The organism is Brevundimonas sp. (genome assembly GCF_013912065.1).
Lineage (GTDB): Bacteria > Pseudomonadota > Alphaproteobacteria > Caulobacterales > Caulobacteraceae > Brevundimonas.
This window is the reverse complement of the sequence record NZ_JACESA010000012.1, coordinates 95,470-111,845: the sequence shown is the minus strand read 5'-3', so window position 1 is coordinate 111,845 and position 16,376 is coordinate 95,470. Positions and strand designations below refer to the sequence as shown.

The window sequence follows — 16,376 nt, the reverse complement described above, 5'->3', positions numbered from 1 at the left end:
GGCGCCCCAGCAAGAAGGAGACATGACTTGATCAGATCGAAACTCAGGACGGCGATGGTCGGCGGGGCGCTGATCGCCCTTGGTCTCGCAGCCAGCGGCTGCGCCAGCCATCGTTTCGTGCGTGACCAGGTCGAGGTGGTGGACAACCGCGTGACCCAGGTCGAGGGCACCGCCGGACAGGCGCTTCAACGGGCCAACGACGCCCACAAGCTGGCCGAGGGCAAGTTCCTCTATCAGGTCGTCCTGTCGGACGATTCGGTGAAGTTCCCGACCGACGCGTCGGCCCTGTCGCCGGAGGCCGAGCAGCGGCTGGCCCAGTTCGCCCAGCGCCTGCAGGGCGAGAACAAGAACGTCTATCTGGAAATCCAGGGCTATACGGACGCGACCGGCCCGGTCGAATACAACAATCAACTGGGCGAGCAGCGCGCCGAGGCCGTGCGTCGCTTCCTGAACCGTCAGGGCGTGGCCCTGAACCGGATGGCGACCATCTCCTACGGCCCGGAAGAGCCGGTGGCGTCGAACGACACGCCGGAAGGCCGGTCGCAGAACCGCCGCGTGACGATCGTCGTCCTGGCCTGATCGACAGGGACGGACGACAGAACGGCGGCCGCTTCGCAGCGGCCGCCGTTTTCGTGTCTAGAGGGCGTCGAAGAAGGCCGGCACGGCCTCGGTCGCTGGGCCATAGACGCCTTCGTCGAACAGCCGCGCGCCTTGCGTCGGCTCCAGATTGATCTCCACCGTCCGCGCACCGGCATAGCGCGCCGACTGGACGAATCCGGCGGCCGGATAGACCGCGCCCGAGGTGCCGATCGAGACGAACAGGTCGCAGCGCGCCAGGGCCTGTTCGATCCGCTCCATGGCCAGCGGCATCTCACCGAACCAGACGATATGGGGCCGCATCCGCCCTTGCGGGTGATGGGGCGAGGCCTCGTCCGCCGCCATGTCGCCGGGCCAGTCGACCACGACATGCGAGCGGGTGCAGCGCGCCTTCAGCAGTTCGCCGTGCATATGGATCAGTTGGAAACCGGCGGCCGGCGGGATTTCGCGGTGCGCCCGGTCATGAAGGTCGTCGACGTTCTGCGTCACCAGCAGAAAATCCCCGTCCCAGCGCGCCGCCAGATCGGCGAGGGCCCGGTGGGCGGCGTTGGGCGCGACCTGGGCCAGCTGCCGCCGTCGCAGATTGTAGAAGTCCTGCACCAGGGCCGGATCGGCGGCATAGCCCTCGGGCGTCGCCACATCCTCGACCCTGTGCCCGCACCACAGGCCGTCGTCGGCGCGAAAAGTGGGCACGCCGGACTCGGCCGATATGCCGGCGCCGGTCAGGATGACGAGGTTTCGATGAGCCATGATCCTGGTTAGCCCGTCTCTCCTCGGCGGTCAGCATGCGACCTCTTTTGACGTAGCCTTCCTCTATCGGTCACGGGCTCTTCACGGCTCCTGCGAGAGCGGCGTCAGATCGGGCTTGCCTAAAGTGCACTCAAAAAATCTGACGCCATCAGGGCGGAGCGGGCTGGCGTCTTCGGCGCCCCTCGTGACAAACAGGCTTCAACCAAAGGAGCCCCCGCCATGAAGACCCGCGCCGCCGTCGCCTTCGAGGCCAAACGTCCGCTCGAGATCGTCGAGGTCGATCTGGAGGGGCCGCGCGCCGGCGAGGTGCTGGTCGAGATCAAGGCGACCGGCATCTGCCACACCGACGCCTATACGCTGGACGGCCTCGACTCCGAGGGCGTCTTCCCGTCGATCCTGGGCCATGAGGGCGCGGGCGTGGTGGTCGAGGTGGGGCCGGGCGTGACCTCGGTCGCGGTCGGGGATCACGTCATCCCGCTGTACACGCCGGAATGCCGCCAGTGTAAGTCGTGCCTCAGCCGCAAGACCAATCTGTGCACCGCCATTCGCGGCACGCAGGGCAAGGGTCTGATGCCGGACGGCACCAGCCGCTTCAGCTACAAGGGCCAGGCCATCGCCCATTATATGGGCTGTTCGACCTTCTCGAACTTCACCGTCCTGCCCGAGATCGCCCTGGCCAAGATCCGCAAGGACGCGCCGTTCGACAAGGCCTGCTACGTCGGTTGCGGCGTGACCACCGGCGTGGGCGCGGTGGTCAATACGGCCAAGGTCGAGCCCGGCGCCAACTGCGTCGTCTTCGGCCTGGGCGGCATCGGCCTGAACGTCATCCAGGGGCTGAAGATGGTCGGCGCCGACATGATCGTCGGCGTGGACCTGAACCCTGCGAAGGAAGAATGGGGCCGTCGCTTCGGCATGACCCATTTCGTCAATCCGAAGAATGTTTCGGATGTGGTGGCGAATCTGGTCGAGATGACCGGCGGCGGCGCCGACTACACCTTCGACTGCACCGGCAACACCACGGTCATGCGCCAGGCGCTGGAAGCCTGCCACCGCGGCTGGGGCGAGAGCATCGTCATCGGCGTCGCCGAGGCCGGCAAGGAGATCGCCACCCGCCCGTTCCAGCTGGTCACGGGCCGCGTCTGGCGCGGTTCGGCCTTCGGCGGCGCGCGCGGACGCACCGACACGCCCCGGATCGTCGACTGGTATATGGACGGCAAGATCGAGATCGATCCGATGATCACCCACACCTTCGGTCTGGAAGACATCAACAAGGCCTTCGACCTGATGCACGCCGGCGAGAGCATTCGCTCGGTGGTGGTCTTCTAAAAACAGAGGAGAGACGCATGTTCACCCACGTCACCGTCGGCGCGAACGACATCGAGGCGTCGCGCAAATTCTATGATGCGGCCCTCGGCGCCCTGGGGCTCGGTCCGGCCCAGGGCCCGGATCCCAAGGGGCGGTACTGGTGGCGCACGGCCCATGGCGCCTTCGCCGTCGGCAAGCCCATCGACGGCGATCCCGCCTGCCACGCCAACGGCGGCACCATCGGCTTCGCCGCCAAGGACACGGCCATGGTCGACGCCTTCCACGCGGCGGGCGTCGAGGCCGGCGGCGCCTCGATCGAGGACCCGCCCGGCCTGCGCAACGGCGCCTTCGGCGCCCTGTACCTGGCCTATCTGCGTGATCCTTCGGGCAACAAGATCTGCGCCATGCACCGGGTCGGCTGATGGAAACGACGAAGACCCATGTCGTGCAGGGCGGGACGCTTCGCTATCTGAAACACGACAGCGCGACGACCGGGACGGTCATGACCCTGTCGGTCTTCGTTCCCGGCGGGGAGGGGCCGTTCCCGGTGCTGATCTGGCTTAGCGGCCTGACCTGCACCGAGGACAACTTCACCACCAAGGCCGGCGTCTATCGCGCCGCGGCCGAGCAGGGCGTCATCGTCGTGGCGCCCGACACCTCGCCGCGCGGCCCTGATCTTGAGGGAAAGGGCGTGGCCGACGACCCTGCCTATGACCTGGGCCAGGGCGCGGGCTTCTATGTCGATGCGACCCAAGCGCCATGGGCGCCGCATTTCCGCATGGAATCCTACGTCACGCAGGAACTCATCGCCCTGATCGACGCCGAATTCCCGACCACGGGCGCGCGCTCGATCTCTGGCCATTCGATGGGCGGCCACGGCGCCTTGACCCTGGCCCTGAACCACCCTGAACTGTTCCGCTCGGTCTCGGCCTTCGCCCCGATCTGCTCGCCGACCCGATGCGCCTGGGGCGAAAAAGCCTTCACCGCCTATCTGGGCGAGGACCGCGCCGCCTGGGACCGCCACGACGCCGCCAAACTGATCGCGGCCGGCGCGGCGCGCGGCGTCTACGACGACATCCTGATCGACCAGGGCGACGCCGACAGTTTCCTGACCGACCAACTGAAGCCCGAACTGCTGAAGGCGGCCGCCGATGCGGCGGGCCAGACGCTCACCCTCCGCATGCAGTCCGGTTACGACCACTCCTATTTCTTCATGACCAGCTTCATCGCCGACCACGTGGCCTTCCACGCCGAGCGATTGAAAAGGTAACGAGATGTCTGTGCTGCGCACCGTCCTATGGAGCTTCGGGTTGCTGGCCGTATTGGCGGCGGTCCCGGCTAAGGCGCAGGAACAGGTCGGCGACACGGATTGGCGTCCTCGCGTCGCCGCGCCAGCCTATTCGGGCGAAGGGCCGCTGGTCCGTGTCGACGAAGCGCATGGAAGCGTCCAGACCATCGATGGACGCTATGCAGGCTTCGCGGCGCTGATGCGCGCCGATGGTTATCGGGTGGACGCGGGGCGGGGGCGGCTGGACCGACCCGGCGCGCTGGAGGGTGTCGCCGTTCTGGTGATTTCCAATCCCGCTAGCCCTGACGAGGACGCACGCGCCTCCGCCCTCGACGCGTCCGAGATCGAGGCCGTGGCGTCGTGGGTGGAGCACGGGGGCTCCCTGTTGCTAGCGGCCGACCATGCTCCCCACGGCGCCGCCGCAGAGGCCCTGGCCGCTCGGTTTGGCGTCGTGATGGGCAAGGGTTACGCGGTACAGCGGGCCGGGACCGAGGTCACCGGCAACCTGAATTTTCCGCGGGAGGCGCTTGCTGATCATCCCATCATCGCGGGCCGGAACGATGCTGAAGGCGTGGCGCGGGTTCGAAGTTTCACCGGGCAGTCCTTGAAGGGGCCGGCGGAGGCGACCGTTCTGATGGCCCTTAGCGATGACGCGGTCGAGGCGCCGGATCTGGAGACGCTGCAGACAATCCGCAGCCGTCTACGAGCCGGCGAGAACCCTCAGACCGTTATGGACGAGTTGACGCGTCCTGCTCTGCCGGCCCAAGGATTGGCCATGCCATTTGGCGACGGACGCGTCGTAGTGCTGGGCGAGGCCGGAATGCTGACAGCCCAGGTCGTCGGGTTTCCCGACCAGCCGGACCGGGAACCCTTTCGGTTCGGTCTGAACACCGAAGGCCACGACGACCAGCAGTTCGCGCTGAACCTGATGCACTGGCTGTCCCGGCTGACCCCCTGATGCTAGAGGGGCGGCATGAGCGCCACCGATCCTTATGAGCCGATGTTTTCCGCCCTGTGCCGCGAGGTGGGCTTCTGCCTGCACGAGAAGGGACAGAAGCGGGTGATCGCCGCCCTGCCGAGCGGGCTGGACGCCGCCGTTCGCGCCGTCTTCGCCGCCGAAGGGGTGGACGAGCCGAATGCGCCGGGCGACGTGAAGCGCGCCGTGCGCGAATGCCTGAAGGCGAACTTGCCAGCTTGACCGTTCCGTGGCGATAAGTCGGAACGAATCCGGGTGATGACGCTTGGGTTTCACGAACGGGCGCCTAGATGAGGCGTATCGGAATCTGTCGCGAGAGGAACTCCACATGGCCTTCACCCTGCCCCCGCTGCCCTATGCCTATGACGCGCTGGAGCCGGCCATCGACAAGGAGACGATGACCTTCCACCACGACAAGCACCACCAGACCTATGTCGACAATCTGAACAAGGCCGTCGACGCCGACGCCTCGCTGCAGGGCAAGTCGCTGGAAGAAATCTTCACCAGCATCTCGACCGCGCCCAAGGCCGTGCGCAACAACGGCGGCGGTCACTGGAACCACAGCCTGTTCTGGGAACTGCTGGCCCCTGCCGGTCAGGCGGGTGAACCCTCGGCCGAACTCGCCGCCGCCATCGACAGCGACCTGGGCGGCATGGACAAGTTCAAGGAAGACTTCAACGCCGCCGGCGCCGCCCAGTTCGGCTCAGGCTGGGCCTGGCTGATCGTTCAGAACGGCAAGCTGAAGATCACCTCGACCCCGAACCAGGACAATCCGCTGATGGATGTGGTCGAGGAACGCGGCGAGGTCGTCCTGGGCGCCGATGTCTGGGAACACGCCTATTATCTGAAATACCAGAACCGCCGGGCCGACTATCTGAAGTCCTTCTGGTCGGTGGTGAACTGGAACAAGGTCAACGAACTGTACGCCGCCGCCGTCTGAGGACAGCGGTCTGGATTGCAGACGAAACGACGCCCGCCGGACCTCCGGCGGGCGTTTTCGATGGGGCGGGTCTAGTTCAGAGCGTCGGCCGCATGACGCGATCTTTGCTGCATGCGGTCGGCATGGTGCTGGCGCACCATGCGGCGCTGGCGCAGCAGGTCGTGGATGCCGTCGGCGAGGTCCAGCAACTGGCTGTCGGACAGGGGCTCCACCAGATCGACCAGCTTGTGTTTCAGGGTGTCGAAAGCCTTGTTGGAAAAGTTCGGCTTCGCCACCGGAGTGGATTGCGCCATTGTATCCTCCAGGGCGGCCCGGAGACGGGCCGCACGAGTAAGAAGAGGACGCGAAAGGGGGCGTGGTTCCCGGCCAACGTGCTTAACGGCCCGCCCGGCTTGACTCCCGCCGCCGCTCTGGCCATAAGCGCCGCCTTCCACGTGTCCGGTTCGCCGGGCGCGGGACTGATGACGGAAGATGCGTGGACCGCCGTTGAGATCGCATTCCCAATCGAGGGGATGCCGGGCCGCATCGTGAAAAAGAGAATAGAATGTCCAAGCGCCACAGCGCCAAATACAAGATCGACCGCGCCATGGGTGAAAACCTGTGGGGTCGCGCCAAGTCTCCGGTCAACAAGCGCTCCTACGGTCCCGGCCAGCACGGCCAGCGTCGCAAGTCGAAGGTGTCGGACTTCGGTCTGCAACTGAAGGCCAAGCAGAAGCTGAAGGGCTACTACGGCAACATCACCGAGAAGCAGTTCGCCAAGACCTATGACGAGGCCGCCCGTCGCAAGGGCAACACCTCGGAAAACCTGATCGGTCTGCTGGAATCGCGTCTGGACGCCGTCGTCTACCGCGCCAAGTTCGTTCCGACCGTCTGGGCCGCTCGCCAGTTCGTCAGCCACGGCCACGTCATGGTCAATGGCAAGAAGGTCGACATCGCCTCCTATCGCGTGAAGCCGGAAGACGTCGTCACGGTGAAGGAAAAGTCGCGCAATATGGCCCTGGTGCTCGAAGCCCAGCAGTCGTCGGAACGCGACATCCCGGACTATCTGGAACTGTCGGATCGTTCGTTCTCGGTCCGCTACGTCCGCGTGCCGGAACTATCGGACGTGCCGTACGCGGTGAAGATGGAACCGAACCTGGTCGTCGAATACTACGCTTCGTAAGCCGCGCTTACGAAGCCCTCTCCAAGAGGGTTATCACTCGTCGGACGGTTTGAGCCCGCAGGTGATGATCTCGGAGATTTGAGTTGGAAGGGCCCCGGATCCGTCCGGGGCCCTTTGTCTTTCGGCCTGTTCCCTTTATCGGCGAACAGGCGCATTCTCGAGCTGTTCAGGGTTCGACGGAATAGGGGAGGCCGCCAGGTGACGCGCGCCGTCTTCAAATTTGCGGCGGTAGTAGCCGTAGCCGGCGTTTCCGCCTGCGCAGGGGGGCTTCAGGACCCCAGCGTCTCGACCGTGGGCATGCCGGGGGCGCTGGAGCCGATCCATGCCGCGGCCTTCACCAAGGATTCGGCCGTCTTCTGGGTCAGTTCGAACGGTTGCACGCGCAAGGAAGATCTGATCCCCATCGTCAGCATCAAGGGCGCCGACGCGATCATCACCCTGCGCCGCATCGACGAGGACACCTGCGAGGACCCCCTGGTCCACGGCGTCGAGCTGAAATGGTCGTTCGAGGAACTGGGCCTCGCGCCCGGCTCGCCGGTCAGCGTCAACAATCCCTATCAGCTTCCCCAAACCTGAAGCCCAGACCTCAAGCAGGCCCGATTAGGCTTTCGTTAGCCGTCTTGGTCGCGGGTTGGTTAAAGTCCTTTCTCTAGTGAACGCTCATCCACCCTCTTCTGGTGCAGTTGATGCGTATCCTTTCCTGCCTGACTGGCGAACATAATCTGATGCTGGTGGCCCTGGCGGCCGTGCTGTGCGTCGTCGGTTCGGCCGTCAGCCTGCGTCTGTTCCAGCGTCTGAGATATGCCGAGAAAGGCGCGCGTACGGCCTGGACCTTCATGGGCGCCGTGGCGACCGGCGCGAACATCTGGTGCACGCATTTCGTGGCGATGATCGCCTATGATCCCGGCGTCGCCGTCGCTTACGAGCCGATGCTGACCGGCCTGTCGCTGGGCGTCGCCATCGCCGGCAGCGTCCTGGCCCTCACCGTGGCGGCGCGACGCTTCCGTTTCGCCGCCGAACTGGGCGGGGGTCTGTTCGGTCTGGCCGTCACCGCCATGCATTATACCGGCATGGCCGCCTTTGCGGTTGAGGCCGTCATCCTGTGGTCCCCCGTCTATGTGGCCGTCTCCGTCGTCGGGGCGGTGGTCCTGGGCGGGCTGACCTTCAATCGGGCGCGCGCCGCCGGCCGCAATGGCGGAACCCTCGCGGCCGCGGTCCTGATGGTCGGGGGCATAGTGACCCTGCACTTCACCGGCATGGCCGCGATGACCATCATCCCCTTCGCGCCGGCCGTCGGCGAGGTGACGGCCGAGCAGGCCAATATCGTGGTGGCCTTCGCCGTCGCCGCCGTCGGCCTGCTGGTTCTGGGCACCGGTCTGGCCAGCCATGCGCTGGACATGCAGTCCCGCGCCCAGGCCAAGATCCGTCTGGAGCATCTGGTCGAAGGCAGCGTCGACGGCATGGTGGTCGAACAGGACGGCCGCATTCTAGCGGCCAACGCCGCCTTCGCCGCACTGATCGACAGCGACCATGACGCCCTGGTGGGCGAGACCCTGTCGCGCTGGATTCCGGGCCTGGATGATCTTGCCGTCGGGGCCCTGACCCAGGCCGATGTCAGGCTCGAGCAGGGCGCGCCCATCCCGGTCGAGATCGCTGTCCGTAGCGACGGGCTCGAAACCGGCGATGCCCCCCTGATGATCTACGCCCTGCGCGATCTGCGCCCTCGTCTGGCCCAGGAACGGCGTATCGCCCACCTGGCGCGCAACGACAGCCTGACGAACCTGCCCAATCGCGCCTCCTTCCTGGAATGGCTGACGAAACAGACGGCCCAGGACAGCGGCAACCAGAAGGTCGCCCTGCTGGCCATGGACCTGGACCGGTTCAAGGAGGTCAATGATATCCACGGCCACGCCGCCGGCGACCAGCTGCTGGTCCGGATCGGCGAGCGGATGCGCGCCGCGCTTCGTCCCGGCGAATTCGTGGCCCGTCTCGGCGGCGACGAGTTCATGGCGGTCGTGCCGGTCGAGCGGCGCGAGGATGCGCTGAGCCTGGCGGACCGTCTGCGCGACGCCATCGTCGCCCCGGTCGATCTCGGCCACGCGGAGGTCGCCTGCGGCCTGAGCCTCGGCATCGCCGTCTGGCCCGATGACGCCGCCGACGTCTCGGCCCTGATCAACGACGCCGACCTGGCCATGTATCGCGCCAAGGCCTCCCTGACGACCGACGTCTGCTTCTACGAAGAGGAGATGGACGAGGCGGTGCGTAATCGCCGCCGCATCATCCAGCAGCTGCGGGAGGCTTTGGATCAGGAACAGTTCAGCCTGAACTGGCAGGTGCAGGCCACGCTCGAGACCGGCGAGGTCTCGGGCTACGAGGTTCTGCTGCGCTGGATACAGGCGGATGGGACCTTTGTTTCCCCGGCCGATTTCATTCCGCTGGCCGAGGAGACCGGCCTGATCCTGCCGATCGGCGAATGGGTGCTGCGCAAGGCCTGCGCCGAGGCGGCGACCTGGTCCGAGCCGCACAAGATCGCCGTCAATCTGTCGCCGGTCCAACTGGGCCATGTCGACCTGCCGCGCCTGGTGCATCAGATCCTGATCGAAACGGGATTGTCGCCGTCGCGGCTGGAGCTGGAGATCACCGAGACGGCCATGATCAGCGACCTGGAGCGCACGACCCATGTGCTGCGTCAGCTGAAACTGCTGGGCGTCTCCATCGCCATGGACGATTTCGGCACCGGCTATTCCTCGCTGTCCACCCTGCGCGCCTTCCCGTTCGACAAGATCAAGCTGGACCGCTCCTTCATGTCCGAGTTGGACGGCGGGCCGCAATCCGCCGCCATCATTCGCGCCGTCCTGGCCCTGGGCGAAAGCCTGGAGATTCCGGTCCTGGCGGAGGGCGTGGAGACGATGGAGCAACTGCACTTCCTGCGCGAACAGGGGTGCGACGAGGTTCAAGGCTATCTGCTGGGTCGACCCAAGCCGGTCGCCGACAATCACATTCAGGACGCCGCCAAGGCGCTGTGGCGAGATGATCTCGACGGCCCGGTGATGATCCAGGCCGCCTGATCGAAGACCTAGCGGCCGTAACCGGGCCAGTGCGCCTTGTCGGCCCGCTGGTACTGGGGCGGCAGGCCCTCGCCGTGGCCCAGGGTCACGGCGGCGTGGTGGGCCCAGTTGGGGTCGTCCAGGACCGCACGGGCGATGGCGACCAGATCGGCCTGACCCGAGGCGACGATGTCTTCGGCCTGTTGCGGATCGAAGATCATGCCGACGGCCATGACCGTTGCGTCCGGAACGGCCTGTTTGACCGCTTCGGCGAAGCGGACCTGATAACCGGGCTCGGCGCCCGGTATGTCGGCTCGCGGGGCGTTGCCGCCCGAGGTCAGGTGCAGATAGTCATAGCCCATCTCGTAGAGAGCGCGGCCGAAGGCGATCACCTCGTCCAGCGCCAGCCCGCCCTCGATCCAGTCCGAGCCGTTGAAGCGGACGCCCAGGGCCTTGGTCCGGGGCCAGGCGTCGCGCACGGCCTGGGCGACACGTAGCGGGAAGCGGGCACGGGCCTCGGCCGAGCCGCCGTACCGGTCGGTGCGCTGGTTCGACAGGGGCGACAGGAATTCGCACATCAGATAGCCGTGGGCGGCGTGCAGTTCGACCAGGTCGAAGCCCGCGCGTTCGGCGCGACGCGCCGCGTCCTCGAAGGCGGCGACCACGCGATCCATGTCCGCCTCGGTCATTTCCGCCGGCGTGTGCCAGTCGTCGCGGAAGGGCAGGGCGGACGGACCATAGGTTTGCCAGGCGCCCTCTTCGGCCGTCAGGGCGCGACCGCCCTTCCACGGCGCCGACGTCGAGGCCTTGCGGCCGGCATGGGCCAACTGGATCCCGATAGGGGTGCTGGAATAGGTGCGGACGCCCCGGAGGATCTCGGCGAAGACGGCTTCCTGCTCGTCGTTCCACAGACCGACGTCGTCGGGCGTGATACGGCCCGCGGCCTCGACGCCCGTCGCCTCGACGATGACCAGGCCGGCGCCGGAAAGGGCCAGGCGGCCGATATGCTGGACATGCCAGGGCTGGGGCACGCCGTCGATCGCCGAATACTGGCACATGGGCGCGATGGCGATGCGGTTCTTCAGCGTCAGGGGGCCGATGCTGCGCGGCGAGAAGAGGTGGCTCATGAACAGATGTCCGGGGAGGAGAGGTGCGACCGTAGCTATGTCGGTTGCGATCCCGATCAAGGCCGACCTTTCCGATTGTTCACCTGGCTTGCTGAAAATTCACGTGCCTAGAAGGGCTTGGCGCGCCACAAAAGCGTAAAGCTTCAACCGGGGATCACACCAATGCTTCGTCTCGCCCTCGCTATCGCCATCGCCGCCCCTCTGCTGTCGGGCTGTATCATCGTCTCGACCGAAAAGCCGACCACGCGCGTCATCACCGCGCCGGCTTCGGATCAGTGATGCGCGGCGCCCTGAAGGTCCTGGCGGTCGCGGCCCTCGCCGCGCCCCTGATGTCGGCCTGCGTCATCTATGACAGCACCGGCGGCGAGAACGTCTCGGTCAATGTCACCCGCAGCGACGCCCCGCCGGCCGAGGCCATTCGCGAGGCCCGGTTCGCGGACGGCGGCTTGGTCGTGCGCGTCGATTCCAACGGCTGCACCCAGGCTTCGGATTTTGAAATCGCGGTGGCCGACAATACGCCGACCGAGATCACGCTTCGCCGCACCAAGCCGGACCTGTGCAAGGCCCTGGTTCCCGACGGCGTCGAACTGCGCTGGACCTATGCCGACCTGGGCCTGGAGCCCGGCGCTCCGGCGCGGATCCTCAATCCGCTGAAATAGGCGCGAGAGACGCGTCGCCGGTCGTGGCGAAGACCGCCACCATCGACGGCGGTATACGCTGCGGCCTCAAGGTGGCGGCGTCGACCAGGCACCATTCGGAGACGCCCTGGGCGCAGACGCGGCCCTGGGCGTCCTCGATCCGGACATAGCGGTTGAAGCGCGGCCCTTGCGGATCGCCGACCCAGGTCCGCGCGACCACGCCGGTCGCGCCCGGCGCTATGGCGCGCAGATAGTCGATCTCGTGGCGCAGGGCGACCCACGAGCATCGGGCGCGGGTCTCCTCATCGAAACGGGCCGACCAATGGGCCGTGCCGACGTCCTGGAGCCAGCCCACATAGACGACGTTGTTGACGTGATCGTTGGCGTCGATGTGTTCCGGCCGGACCTCGAGCGGAACGACGAAGACCTCTCGGTCCTCCCGAGGTTGAAGGACTGGCCGCGCCATCAGGCCTCGCCCGTAGCCCCGTCCGTCGCAACGCCCTTTTCGACCATCAGGGCCTGAAGTTCGCCCGCCTGGAACATCTCGCGGATGATGTCCGAGCCGCCGACGAATTCGCCCTTCACATAGAGCTGGGGAATGGTGGGCCAGTCGGTGAAGGCCTTGATGCCTTCGCGCAGAGCCTCGTCCTGCAGCACGTCGACGCCCACGAAGGCGGCGCCGACGTGGTCGAGAATCTGCACCGCCAGCGAGGAGAAGCCGCAGCGCGGCTGGTCCGGGGTGCCCTTCATGAACAGCACGACGTCGTGCTGGGCGACGGTGTCGCCGATGAAGGTGTGAACGGGATCGGTGGTTTGAACGGTGTCGGTCACGGGAGGGAGCCTTTCGTGAAGTCCGTCAGCTAGGGAGAGCCGATGGCCGGGTCAAGGCGCCGTTGCGGCCATGCGGCGTCCGGACGCCCGGATCGGTCGATATCAGGCGGCCGCCGAGGCGGTGACCCGGCCCATCTCGATCTGCGCGGCCAGGCCCGGCGGCAGGTCGCGTTCCGGCGTGGCGGCCAGCATGTTCAGGCGGTCGACGTCATTGGCGCGGACGATGACGCTGGAGATGGTCGGGTCGGTCAGGACATAGCTGAGACAGATCGCCTCGGCCGCCCAGTTGGGCGTGCGGTACAGAAAGCCGAAGGCGTCGTTCTTGCCGGATCGCGTCGGGTGTTTGGCGCCCCCGAACCCGAACAAGCCCTTCTTGGGCGCGGCCTCGGCTCCCCGCGCCTTGGCGCGGCGATCGGTGAAATAGTCGTAGGCGAAGACCGCCATATCCTGTTCTCGGGCCGCACGGATGCGGTTGCGCAGCCTCCAGTCGGCGTTGATGTCGAACGGCGTCAACAGGACGTCGAAGGCGCCAGTCGAGACATAGGTGTCCATGACCTCGTCCCCGCCGGCCACGCCGAGCAGCTTGATCCGGCCGGTGGCGCGCAGGGCCTTCAGCGCATTGAGCGAGGACTGCGGCAGTTCGTGCTCGCCCGGTTCGTGCAGCACCGCGACGTCGATCCAGCCCAGGCCCGAGAAATGCAGCGCCCGGTCGATGGCGCCGGTCATGCCTTCCGCCGAAAAGTCGCGTTCAGCCTCGCGTCCGGCCCCTAAGCCGAGCGTCAGGCCGACACAGACCAGTTTGCGATCGACATGGGCCAGGGCCTCGCCCAGCACCTCGGCCGCGACGGGATCGGCGGTCTCGAGCCGGTAGGCGTTCACCCCGGCTTCCAAAGCGGAGTACAGCAGGTGCAGGGCGGCCTCGCGCCCCCGCGCCAGACTGTCCAGGCCGAAGCTGAGCGTCAGGTTGGAAATGGCGGCGCCGGACATGCCGAAGGGGCGATAGCGCATCGGTTCAGCCCTCCCCGGGCGGTGCGGAGGTCTCGAGGGCCAGGGCGTGCAATTCGCCGCCCATTTGCCCCTTCAGCGCCGCATAGACCATCTGGTGCTGGCGCACGCGCGGCAGGCCGGCGAAGGCGCCGGAGACAATGCGGGCGCGGTAATGGTCGCCGTCGCCGGCCAGATCGTCGATGGCGATCTCGGCGTCGGGAAAGGCGTCGACCAGATGCCGGCGCAGTGTTTCGACGGACATGGGCATGGGCGGTCTCTCGAACCTTCGTCCGCCAGCTTGCCGGATAAACCTTAATGGCGGGCTACGGCTCGCCCCGGTCTTTTCGCGGGCGTTCGAACAGCTGGACCGGGTGATCCTTGTAGGTGGTCGTCGCATAGGGTCGAAACCCCACCCGCGTCGCCAGGCGGATGGAGGCGAGGTTCTCCGGCGCGATCATGCACACGGTCCGTGCGCCCGACAGATGGGCATCGGTCCAGTCCAGCGCAGCCCGCAGCGCCTCTGCGGCGAATCCCTGGCCCTGGAAGGCGGGCGACAAGCCCCAGCCCAACTCGGGATCGGTCAGAGGCGGCTCGATCAGTCGTCGATGGTCCAGGATGGCGACATTGCCCAGATAGGCGCCGCTGTCGGCCAGTCGCATGGTCCAGCTTCCGTAGCCGGCCACGCTCCACTGTCCCAGGTCGCGCAGGAGGCGGAACCAGACCTCCTCGCTCGTCATGGCCCGGCCCGTGATGTGGCGGGTGAAGTCTTCGTCGGCCCACAGGGCCAGCAGGTCGTCGAGATCGGTCGCGGCGACCGGCGTCAGAACCAGCCGCTCCGTCGTCAGAATCGCAGCATTCACATCAGGCCCAGTTGCTTGAAGCTGGCCACCCCGTCGCGGCCGACGACCAGATGGTCGTGAACCTCGACGTTAAGCGCTCTGCCGGCCTGCACAACCTGTTTGGTGATCTCGATATCGGCGCGGCTTGGCGTGGGGTCGCCGGACGGATGGTTGTGCACCAGGATCAGGGCGCTAGCCGACAGCTCCAGCGCCCGCCTGACGACCTCGCGCGGATAGACCGGGGCGTGATCGACCGTGCCGTGGTTCTGCACCTCGTCCAGGATCAGCTGGTTCTTCTTGTCGAGATACAGGATGCGGACCTGTTCGCGCGGTTCGTGCTGCAGGGCGACGCGGACATAGGCCAGCAGGGCCGTCCAGGATGAGATGACGGGGCGTTTGGCGGCCGGTTCACGCGCGATGCGGCGTGTGACGTCGAAGATCAGCTGCAGATCCAGGGCCACCGCCCGCGTCGCCTTGCCGGGCACATAGCCCAGCGAGCGGGCGGTCTGGTCCTCGATGGCCTCGTGGCTGGCCGCCCCTATGCCGTCCAGGCCGCCGAACCGGGCGATCATATCCTTGGCCAGGACCTTGACGTCCTTGTAGGGCACGGACCGGAACAGCAGCAGTTCCAGCAATTCATAGTCGGGCAGGGCGCCCAGGCCGCCCTTGGCGGCCCGCTCGCGCAGCCGTTCGCGATGACCGTCGTGATGCCGCCGGGCCCGCGATACGGGTTCGGGTGTCAGATCTTCGAGCATGTCCCCTCCGACTTGTCCGCAACCTGAGCGGAATGTCGGAGGCGATCAAGGGTTTAGTTCGGGCGGAACAGTCCGGCCGGAGAAACGGTGAAGATTTCCAGTCCGTCTTCCGTGACCCCGATGGTGTGTTCGCACTGGGCCGACAAGGATTTGTCGCGGGTCACGGCGGTCCAGCCGTCGGACAGGACCTTCACGTGCGGCTTGCCCAGATTGACCATCGGCTCGACGGTGAAGAACATGCCGGTCTTCAGCACAGCGCCCTCGCCCTTGCGGCCGTAGTGCAGGACATTGGGGCTGTCGTGGAAGACGCGGCCGATGCCGTGGCCGCAGAAGTCGCGCACCACGCTCATGCGCTGGGCCTCGACGAATTTCTGGATGGCGAAGCCGATGTCGCCGAACGTATTGCCCGGCTTGACCTGTTCCAGGCCCAGTTCCAGCGATTGATAGGTCACGTCGATCAGCTTCTTCGCCCGGGCGTTGATCTCGCCGACCGCATACATGCGGCTGGAGTCGCCATGCCAGCCGTCGACGATGACGGTGTGGTCGATATTGACGATATCGCCGTCCTTCAGGACGCGATCGCCGGGGATGCCGTGGCAGACGACGTGATTGATCGAGGTGCAGACGGTCTTCTCGTAGCCCTTGTAGCCCAGGCAGGCGGGCAGGCCGCCGTTGTCCAGGGTGAACTCGCGGATCAGGTCGTCGATCGTGCTGGTCAGCACGCCCGGCTTCACGTGGGCGGCGATCATGTCGAGCGCCTCGGCGACCAGACGGCCGGCCTTGCGCATGCCTTCGAAGTCCTCCGCTGTGTGGATGCGGATGGCGCTGGAGCGGACCAGGGCGTCGGTTTCTAGATCAGGCGTTTCGTACATGGTTCAATCAATATCGGTCGGCTTCAGATGGCGATCCTACCACGAATGCGCAAGCTGATTGTGGCAGGCTGAGAATTCCTTCCCTAAGGGAATAACGGATTGTGTGTTGCGCGCCACGGCTCCGCACGGAAAGGAAGTGCCGTAACGTCACCTCTCGCGGGTGTGATCGTGTGCGGATTTCAGGACACAGTTTCGCCCGTTTCCCGGCAGAGAGCGGCCATGCATGCAACGCTTTGACGACACAGGCGCTGCAGCATTCCTC

21 protein-coding genes are annotated in these 16,376 nt (G+C 66.3%); 11 read left to right on the top strand and 10 right to left on the bottom strand.

The genetic code is table 11. The features are described from left to right. The first annotated feature begins 27 nt into the window (after positions 1 to 27). Complete coding sequence (locus tag H2037_RS11885) at positions 28 to 579, top strand: OmpA family protein (RefSeq protein WP_292122074.1); 552 nt, start codon at positions 28 to 30, stop codon at positions 577 to 579. 57 nt (positions 580 to 636) lie between these two features. Here H2037_RS11885 and H2037_RS11880 read toward each other — a convergent pair whose 3' ends face one another. Further along, positions 637 to 1,347, bottom strand: coding sequence for an NAD-dependent deacylase (locus H2037_RS11880; protein ID WP_292122071.1), 711 nt, complete (start codon positions 1,345 to 1,347; stop codon positions 637 to 639). 219 nt (positions 1,348 to 1,566) lie between these two features. Here H2037_RS11880 and H2037_RS11875 point away from each other — a divergent pair, with 219 nt between their 5' ends. The 6 genes from H2037_RS11875 (at position 1,567) to H2037_RS11850 (ending at position 5,856) form a co-directional block, all read left to right on the top strand. After that, positions 1,567 to 2,673 carry an S-(hydroxymethyl)glutathione dehydrogenase/class III alcohol dehydrogenase gene (locus H2037_RS11875; protein ID WP_292122069.1) on the top strand — a complete coding sequence of 369 codons (1,107 nt, stop codon included), beginning with the start codon at positions 1,567 to 1,569 and terminating at the stop codon, positions 2,671 to 2,673. Positions 2,674 to 2,690: 17 nt separating this feature from the next. Next, positions 2,691 to 3,074 (top strand): VOC family protein, encoded by a 384-nt coding sequence (locus H2037_RS11870; protein ID WP_292122067.1) that lies wholly within the window; start codon positions 2,691 to 2,693, stop codon positions 3,072 to 3,074. Beyond that, the gene (gene fghA / locus H2037_RS11865) at positions 3,074 to 3,922 is read left to right on the top strand and encodes an S-formylglutathione hydrolase (protein ID WP_292122064.1); all 849 of its coding nucleotides are present in this window, start codon (positions 3,074 to 3,076) and stop codon (positions 3,920 to 3,922) included. Before H2037_RS11870 ends, fghA begins: the two co-directional genes overlap by 1 nt. Positions 3,923 to 3,932: 10 nt before the next feature. Next, complete coding sequence (locus H2037_RS11860) at positions 3,933 to 4,898, top strand: DUF4350 domain-containing protein (protein ID WP_292122061.1); 966 nt, start codon at positions 3,933 to 3,935, stop codon at positions 4,896 to 4,898. 15 nt (positions 4,899 to 4,913) lie between these two features. After that, positions 4,914 to 5,138 carry a hypothetical protein gene (locus H2037_RS11855; protein WP_292122058.1) on the top strand — a complete coding sequence of 75 codons (225 nt, stop codon included), beginning with the start codon at positions 4,914 to 4,916 and terminating at the stop codon, positions 5,136 to 5,138. A gap of 106 nt (positions 5,139 to 5,244) precedes the next feature. After that, positions 5,245 to 5,856: a superoxide dismutase gene (locus H2037_RS11850; protein WP_292122055.1), complete on the top strand. Its 612-nt coding sequence runs from the start codon at positions 5,245 to 5,247 to the stop codon at positions 5,854 to 5,856. Positions 5,857 to 5,927: 71 nt separating this feature from the next. Here the strand turns inward: H2037_RS11850 and H2037_RS11845 are convergent, their stop codons facing one another. Beyond that, positions 5,928 to 6,149, bottom strand: a complete 222-nt coding sequence (locus H2037_RS11845) for a hypothetical protein (RefSeq protein WP_292122052.1) — start codon at positions 6,147 to 6,149, stop codon at positions 5,928 to 5,930. Between the two features lie 251 nt (positions 6,150 to 6,400). Between H2037_RS11845 and rpsD the strand changes: the two genes are divergently transcribed. From rpsD to H2037_RS11830, 3 genes are all read left to right on the top strand, one after another. After that, positions 6,401 to 7,018, top strand: coding sequence for a 30S ribosomal protein S4 (gene rpsD / locus H2037_RS11840; RefSeq protein WP_292122049.1), 618 nt, complete (start codon positions 6,401 to 6,403; stop codon positions 7,016 to 7,018). Positions 7,019 to 7,216: 198 nt separating this feature from the next. Then, positions 7,217 to 7,594 carry a hypothetical protein gene (locus tag H2037_RS11835; RefSeq protein ID WP_292122047.1) on the top strand — a complete coding sequence of 126 codons (378 nt, stop codon included), beginning with the start codon at positions 7,217 to 7,219 and terminating at the stop codon, positions 7,592 to 7,594. 110 nt (positions 7,595 to 7,704) lie between these two features. Further along, positions 7,705 to 10,086, top strand: coding sequence for an EAL domain-containing protein (locus H2037_RS11830; protein ID WP_292122044.1), 2,382 nt, complete (start codon positions 7,705 to 7,707; stop codon positions 10,084 to 10,086). Between the two features lie 8 nt (positions 10,087 to 10,094). Here the strand turns inward: H2037_RS11830 and H2037_RS11825 are convergent, their stop codons facing one another. Then, a complete protein-coding gene (locus tag H2037_RS11825; protein ID WP_292122041.1) occupies positions 10,095 to 11,192 on the bottom strand; it encodes an NADH:flavin oxidoreductase/NADH oxidase in 1,098 nt (365 codons plus the stop codon). Positions 11,193 to 11,470: 278 nt separating this feature from the next. Here H2037_RS11825 and H2037_RS11820 point away from each other — a divergent pair, with 278 nt between their 5' ends. Further along, positions 11,471 to 11,851: a hypothetical protein gene (locus H2037_RS11820; protein ID WP_292122039.1), complete on the top strand. Its 381-nt coding sequence runs from the start codon at positions 11,471 to 11,473 to the stop codon at positions 11,849 to 11,851. Here the strand turns inward: H2037_RS11820 and H2037_RS11815 are convergent. The 7 genes from H2037_RS11815 to map form a co-directional block, all read right to left on the bottom strand. Next, the gene (locus H2037_RS11815) at positions 11,835 to 12,296 is read right to left on the bottom strand and encodes a thioesterase family protein (protein WP_292122036.1); all 462 of its coding nucleotides are present in this window, start codon (positions 12,294 to 12,296) and stop codon (positions 11,835 to 11,837) included. The genes H2037_RS11820 and H2037_RS11815 overlap by 17 nt on opposite strands. Beyond that, entirely contained in the window at positions 12,296 to 12,661 is a 366-nt protein-coding gene (gene grxD / locus H2037_RS11810) for a Grx4 family monothiol glutaredoxin (protein WP_292122034.1), read from the bottom strand. The genes H2037_RS11815 and grxD overlap by 1 nt, the downstream gene beginning before the upstream one ends. Positions 12,662 to 12,763: 102 nt before the next feature. Continuing rightward, complete coding sequence (locus H2037_RS11805) at positions 12,764 to 13,669, bottom strand: oxidoreductase (RefSeq protein ID WP_292122032.1); 906 nt, start codon at positions 13,667 to 13,669, stop codon at positions 12,764 to 12,766. A 4-nt stretch (positions 13,670 to 13,673) separates the two neighbouring features. After that, positions 13,674 to 13,916, bottom strand: coding sequence for a BolA family transcriptional regulator (locus tag H2037_RS11800; RefSeq protein WP_292122029.1), 243 nt, complete (start codon positions 13,914 to 13,916; stop codon positions 13,674 to 13,676). A gap of 55 nt (positions 13,917 to 13,971) precedes the next feature. After that, positions 13,972 to 14,508, bottom strand: coding sequence for a GNAT family N-acetyltransferase (locus H2037_RS11795; RefSeq protein WP_292122026.1), 537 nt, complete (start codon positions 14,506 to 14,508; stop codon positions 13,972 to 13,974). Continuing rightward, positions 14,505 to 15,242 carry a DNA repair protein RadC gene (gene radC / locus H2037_RS11790; protein WP_292122023.1) on the bottom strand — a complete coding sequence of 246 codons (738 nt, stop codon included), beginning with the start codon at positions 15,240 to 15,242 and terminating at the stop codon, positions 14,505 to 14,507. The genes H2037_RS11795 and radC overlap by 4 nt, the downstream gene beginning before the upstream one ends. A gap of 53 nt (positions 15,243 to 15,295) precedes the next feature. Continuing rightward, entirely contained in the window at positions 15,296 to 16,114 is an 819-nt protein-coding gene (map, locus tag H2037_RS11785; RefSeq protein ID WP_292122022.1) for a type I methionyl aminopeptidase, read from the bottom strand. Positions 16,115 to 16,376 lie beyond the last annotated feature (262 nt).

What these genes read in the sequence shown, in the direction of transcription:
- H2037_RS11880 (WP_292122071.1), bottom strand. Translation starts at nt 1,347, where the DNA reads ATGGCTCATCGAAACCTCGTCATCCTGACCGGCGCCGGCATATCGGCC.
- H2037_RS11875 (WP_292122069.1), top strand. Translation starts at nt 1,567, where the DNA reads ATGAAGACCCGCGCCGCCGTCGCCTTCGAGGCCAAACGTCCGCTCGAG.
- H2037_RS11870 (WP_292122067.1), top strand. Translation starts at nt 2,691, where the DNA reads ATGTTCACCCACGTCACCGTCGGCGCGAACGACATCGAGGCGTCGCGC.
- fghA (WP_292122064.1), top strand. Translation starts at nt 3,074, where the DNA reads ATGGAAACGACGAAGACCCATGTCGTGCAGGGCGGGACGCTTCGCTAT.
- H2037_RS11855 (WP_292122058.1), top strand. Translation starts at nt 4,914, where the DNA reads ATGAGCGCCACCGATCCTTATGAGCCGATGTTTTCCGCCCTGTGCCGC.
- H2037_RS11850 (WP_292122055.1), top strand. Translation starts at nt 5,245, where the DNA reads ATGGCCTTCACCCTGCCCCCGCTGCCCTATGCCTATGACGCGCTGGAG.
- H2037_RS11845 (WP_292122052.1), bottom strand. Translation starts at nt 6,149, where the DNA reads ATGGCGCAATCCACTCCGGTGGCGAAGCCGAACTTTTCCAACAAGGCT.
- rpsD (WP_292122049.1), top strand. Translation starts at nt 6,401, where the DNA reads ATGTCCAAGCGCCACAGCGCCAAATACAAGATCGACCGCGCCATGGGT.
- H2037_RS11830 (WP_292122044.1), top strand. Translation starts at nt 7,705, where the DNA reads ATGCGTATCCTTTCCTGCCTGACTGGCGAACATAATCTGATGCTGGTG.
- H2037_RS11825 (WP_292122041.1), bottom strand. Translation starts at nt 11,192, where the DNA reads ATGAGCCACCTCTTCTCGCCGCGCAGCATCGGCCCCCTGACGCTGAAG.
- H2037_RS11820 (WP_292122039.1), top strand. Translation starts at nt 11,471, where the DNA reads ATGCGCGGCGCCCTGAAGGTCCTGGCGGTCGCGGCCCTCGCCGCGCCC.
- H2037_RS11815 (WP_292122036.1), bottom strand. Translation starts at nt 12,296, where the DNA reads ATGGCGCGGCCAGTCCTTCAACCTCGGGAGGACCGAGAGGTCTTCGTC.
- H2037_RS11805 (WP_292122032.1), bottom strand. Translation starts at nt 13,669, where the DNA reads ATGCGCTATCGCCCCTTCGGCATGTCCGGCGCCGCCATTTCCAACCTG.
- H2037_RS11800 (WP_292122029.1), bottom strand. Translation starts at nt 13,916, where the DNA reads ATGCCCATGTCCGTCGAAACACTGCGCCGGCATCTGGTCGACGCCTTT.
- radC (WP_292122023.1), bottom strand. Translation starts at nt 15,242, where the DNA reads ATGCTCGAAGATCTGACACCCGAACCCGTATCGCGGGCCCGGCGGCAT.
- map (WP_292122022.1), bottom strand. Translation starts at nt 16,114, where the DNA reads ATGTACGAAACGCCTGATCTAGAAACCGACGCCCTGGTCCGCTCCAGC.